The sequence below is a fragment of the Planctomycetota bacterium genome, assembly GCA_016207825.1.
In the GTDB taxonomy this organism is placed as follows: Bacteria; Planctomycetota; MHYJ01; order JACQXL01; family JACQZI01; genus JACQZI01.
The window spans coordinates 1-4,104 of record JACQZI010000021.1 but is presented as its reverse complement, the minus strand read 5'-3'; the positions used below and the strand labels follow the sequence as shown (position 1 = coordinate 4,104).

The 4,104-nt window shown below is 43.9% G+C and carries 2 protein-coding genes; both read right to left on the bottom strand.

The genetic code is table 11. The annotated features are described in order from the left end of the window. Positions 1-757: 757 nt before the first annotated feature. Positions 758-1,393: a DUF2950 family protein gene (locus tag HY811_08030; GenBank protein ID MBI4834748.1), complete on the bottom strand. Its 636-nt coding sequence runs from the start codon at positions 1,391-1,393 to the stop codon at positions 758-760. A 10-nt stretch (positions 1,394-1,403) separates the two neighbouring features. Then, positions 1,404-4,104 (bottom strand): RHS repeat-associated core domain-containing protein (locus HY811_08025; GenBank protein ID MBI4834747.1); only part of this gene is annotated, 2,701 nt, incomplete at its 5' end.

Sequence of the window (4,104 nt, the reverse complement as noted above, 5' to 3'; positions counted from 1 at the left end):
CCGGCATTATTATATTGCAGATAGATAAATAGGTATCTCATATTAGTTAATATCACGGCGTTCTAAATGGGTTTATCAATAGCACAGTATTTTATTTTTCCGTACCCCTTATTTCTAATCTTTCACCCTATTACCCCCTACCCTACCCCCTATTGGTTTCGGCATGTCAAGACCATTAGGATGTTTGCTTCAGAGTATTAGTTTATTTGCTTTGGGGGATTAGGATACTTACTTTCGGGTATTATTCCCAGTCTTTTAGACCGTTACCCCCTACCCTACCCCCCATTGGATTTACTCTGTTAAACCCATTAGGATATTTGCTTCGGGGTATTAGATTGTTACAAAGGGGGTATTGGACCCTACCGTACCCCCCTACCACCTGCCGAAAATCAAACATGCCTTTATTGGATTTAGGGCCTAAGTCCTTAGTATTATAGATATAGTATGCACTGCCTTAGACTGCCAAACGCAATATATTGAGTTATTGGGAACGAATAAAATGGAGTTTTTGGGATTAAGTTCAAGATTAAACTACCAAAAGCTGACCATAACGCCTGCCCGCCACCCTTGTCAGGCGGGAATAAAATAGGTCAAAGCCGTATCCATATCGGCTAACTCGGCCGGAGTAAACGAGACCGAAATCAGGTTGTCCAACATACAGGTATCTCCTTTCTATCCCTTGCGGGATATGTTCGAACTACTTATCTTGTTTAGTGTCGGTTGATTTATCTTTCGTCCCATCGTTGGGTTTTTGTTGCTATTCAATTTCTTCCACCAGTTGCCAACCAGCGGTTTGCGGGTTTTCAGCAGGCCATTCCAGCACCGGTTCGCCCTTGGTATTCTTGTAGTAAATAACCCCCTTTTCATTTATGATAAAGGTCAACCGACCGGTTGAGTTGTATTCTGATGGGTAGGCAACGATACCGAATTTAAATTCATTCAGTGCCTTGATGCCTTTAAATTCGTTCTGGTTATAAGGCGTACCGGTTTCGTCTTTTAGCATGGCACGGTAAAAGTAACCAATCCAACCATCACGAGAACTCCCTTGCCACCAGTCTTTATCGAAAGCGTCATTCCGTTCCGCCGGGGCGCCATCCGCCGCAGCCAGAGGATGCCAAATTTTACCATCCCGATTTGGAATCCTTACCAGACAGGAGATATCGTATGTCCAGTATTCATGCTTACCGTTCCCGTCATAATCTTCCTGATGCCATTCTATCTCTAGAAACTTAAAGTTTTTTAAATAATTTATTGCCCTTGATTCATTGTTACGCATCCCTTTGTATCTAAAAAGAACGGCTATTATCAAAAAAGCGAATACGACAACAGCCACCAGAACAATCGGTCTTTTTACGTGCATGGGTACTTGCGCCTTTTTCTTACCTTCTTCCATATATACCTCCTCATTGTATTCCTTCATCTGATAATGTTGTGTTTTTCTCTTGTCCTGTTAATTCATTTCCCACTCCGGGAGGATTTCCGAAAGAGTATTGCCAGCCTGTCAATGTACCAATCACGGGCGTGTTATACGGCGTCCTCCCAAATCCATACTCAATGGGGTAATACAATAATGCATTACTCTTGGGCCTATTATTATAACACGTCCATTTTCCTCTCTTATTAGAACAAACCCAGGACCCTTTTGTAGTCTCTATATTTACAGGATCTGGTGAACTATTGGGCTCACGAAACACTGTATGTCTACGCGGATCAGCAATAGTAGGGCTAGAATAAAGAGGGTTTATATTGAATGTGTGTTCTTTATATTCTTCTGCTTTTTCTGATGGCGCTTTACTGTAGCAATCCCACCACTTGATACTCCATTTACAACACTCGTTCCCCCTTTTGTCCCCTTTATAGCCAGAAACATATTTTGACTCGAAAACCGGCGTTTGACTCATTTTTACTATGATTTTATACCCATCAGTTCTAACTGGTTCTATCAAGACAGTCCCTTCCATTTTGCATCCCTCGCAACAATTAAGCTTTTCATCTGTTCCAGTAGGCTTTTCTTGGTCTCCTGTCCCGCTAACAACATTACCACCACCTAATCCTAATGGATCTCTGTGGTTTACCGGATTATTGTGGACATAAGTATAAATGTTGATTCCATCATCATACCCTATCGGGTCTCTCCGATTAAACCGCCCCAGCATCTGGTGATATTGCCGTGGACGGTAATGATATGTCCCTGTTTCTGAATCCAATTCCCTGCCCGTATACTTATACCTATTAATCACCGTTTCGGTTGAGGCGAGCATTTCACCAAATGCATTGTAATCGTAACTGTTAGCCACAGATTGCACAGATGACACGAGATTTACAACTGACCCTAAACCATCATGCATATAGTAGTAAGTATTCCCCCCTGTAATAACCAATAAATTATTATCCAACCCAGGCGTTACGTATTTTGCCAATAGAGTATTACTGCCATCATAATCGGCGATTACATTATGTCCATCATGTATAAACTTCTCCGTCACGCCATTAGCTGTCTTGCTAATACGCCTACCCATCGCGTCCGTGACATAACTTCCCGTATTCCCCGAAATCGAATCGTAATAACTCACTATCATATCCTCGTAGCTATATGCCCACGCCCAGGTGTTCGTGCCATCGGTCTTGCCTATCATATCCCCGTTATTGTTATAGCTGTAAATGTTCGTGGTTGCGTTCACAGTATCGCTAATTAATTGGTTAGCATCATTGTAATCCGAATAATACGTAACCGTTCCAGCGCTATTTGTTCTTCCCTGTTGCTTCCTGTTTCCCGCTTTATCATAGACAAATATATTAGTATACGTGATGCTACCAGTTCTGGTCTCGTTTGTCAATTGATATGTTTTGTCAAATCCAAAGCTGACGGAATCGCCTCCGTTCAAAGCCATGCTTATCCGATTTCCCACAAGGTCATGAGTATAGACAAAGGAAGAGATTAAGGTTGAGGATGAGGTGTTGTTATTATAAACCCCTGTTAACCAACGCGTGGTGGTGTTATAGGTATAAGTCACCGAAGAGCTGTTGCCCAAGGTCTTCTGCGTAATTTGCCCAAGCGCGTTATAGGTATTCGTTTCTTCGGTGGTGGGAGTGGTGCCGTATTTTACCGTATATAACCGCTTGGCTTTATCATAGGCGTATTGCACCTTATCGCTATCACCGGTTTCAGGCCCATTCATCTCCTTACGGGTTCCGTCTTCGTAATAGGCGTAGGTTATAGTTTTACTCAGCTTATTATCCACCACCTGTGTCAGCCGATTGAGATAATCATAGGTGTTATCAATATCAGTGGTCGGGTCGTCCACGGTCAGGGGATTCCCATTCGCATCAAGTGTATATGTAACGGTGTCTGTCACGCTCACCACCTTAGACGTGAGCCGGTTATTATCATCAAAGCCAAAGGTTATCTCGTGCCCGTTCTGGTCTTGTCTGCTCGTTAAGTTCCCGTTAGCGTCATATCCGAGTGTTACCACGGTGCTGTCAGGATAGGTCGTCGTCTCCAGCCAGCCGTTATCAAGATAAGCATAAGTGGTCGTCCCGGAGTTCGAGGCGTCACGCTTATAGGTCATCGTGGCGGTCGTCCCATCGTTATTATAGGTGTAGGACGTCTCGCCGCCTTCGGCGTTTTCCGTTTTCTTTAGTTTACCATCCACGTAATAAGTGTTCTTGGTTATCCAGTAATCCGGATTTGCATATATCCCATTGGCATCGTAGACCTCAAGTGTTTGTCCCCGGTCGTTATGAGTATACATGGTATGGTAATCGCCCCGGCTTCCACCATTGGGATATCGGTAGGTATCTGTCAATCTGCCGGCATTGTCATAGACATTATCCGTTATCATTTCCAGCCCGCTGGTGTAGGCGTCATGGCGCAGGGTCAGACGGCTTAACTTATCGTACTCAAAATAGGTTGTTTCATTCAAGCCGCCGCCCACGGCATCAACGACCGTCTTTTCCAATCTCCCGCCTTCGTCATAATAACTCTTGCTTGTCAGATACGTGCTGGTGGCTGAATCCACCAGGGATTCCGTATAATGGATGGCCCTGTTACCGCCATCACTATAATAATACCTGGTATTGGCGTATTCGGTGGCACTGCCTTGT

What these genes read in the sequence shown, in the direction of transcription:
- HY811_08030 (MBI4834748.1), bottom strand. Translation starts at nt 1,393, where the DNA reads ATGGAAGAAGGTAAGAAAAAGGCGCAAGTACCCATGCACGTAAAAAGA.